At 53.3% G+C, this 788-nt stretch carries 2 protein-coding genes; both read right to left on the bottom strand.

Annotated elements, in window-relative coordinates; genetic code table 11:
- Positions 1 to 293: IS66 family insertion sequence element accessory protein TnpB (gene tnpB / locus AD944_RS00145; RefSeq protein WP_045543141.1), on the bottom strand; the 293-nt coding region annotated here is incomplete at its 3' end.
- Positions 290 to 730 (bottom strand): IS66-like element accessory protein TnpA, encoded by a 441-nt coding sequence (gene tnpA / locus AD944_RS00140; protein WP_045543142.1) that lies wholly within the window; start codon positions 728 to 730, stop codon positions 290 to 292. The genes tnpA and tnpB, both read right to left, overlap by 4 nt.
- Positions 731 to 788: the final 58 nt, after the last annotated feature.

The raw sequence follows: 788 nt of genomic DNA, 5'->3' as shown, positions 1-788 counted from the left end.
TCGAGCAGACAACTTAATTGTGACGCACTCAGATGGATGGCCCCGTCCTTTGCCGAGGGCCAGATGAAATACCCACGTTCAATCCGTTTTGCATAGAGGGACACTCCAATCCCGTCATGCCAGATCAGTTTCACCAGATCGCCGCGTCGGCCACGAAAGACAAAAACATCACCAGCATAGGGGTCTCTCCCCAGAAACTGTTGAACCCTCAGCGCCAGACCGGGCATGCCAAGGCGCATGTCTGTCGCACCTGCCGCCAGCCATATCTTCAGACCAGAGGGAAGAGGGATCATGAGCGTAAAACCTGAAGGAGTTTCCTCAGATCTTCAATCGCGATCCGGCTGTCAACCATCAGCTTCTCGCCACCAGGAAAAATAATGCTGGCTTCATGTCCACTCCCGCAGGACTGGTCTCCTCCCAGCCCTTCAACAGGGGATGTCATATGAACCGGCACAAAAGAAAGCTGCTCTTTCGCAGACGGGTTTACGAAATCCAGTCTCTGACGCCATCGGTAAACGACGCTGATGTGGACACCAAACTGGCGCGCAACAGCACGGACTGACTGACCAGTTTCATAAGAAGCCAGCACAACCCGACGTCTGAACGCGTCATCATAGGCCCGGCGCCGTTCGCCAACAATTTCAATAACCGGATGAAGGGCTCGCGATGCTTGTGTCGCAGCGAATGTCGCTGCGACACAAGCATCATTCTGTTCTGATTGCTCTGTCATGAACAGAACACATCACCACATCATAAAATCAACAAGGCGTCTCACTCCGGAAGCTTAC

The organism is Acetobacter tropicalis, from assembly GCF_001580915.1.
GTDB classification, from domain to species: domain Bacteria; phylum Pseudomonadota; class Alphaproteobacteria; order Acetobacterales; family Acetobacteraceae; genus Acetobacter; species Acetobacter tropicalis.
Note: the sequence above shows the minus strand (reverse complement) of the source record. Positions and strands in the feature narration are given on the sequence as shown.

Coding starts and splice junctions, on each gene's coding strand:
- tnpA (WP_045543142.1), bottom strand. CDS start 730: ATGACAGAGCAATCAGAACAGAATGATGCTTGTGTCGCAGCGACATTC.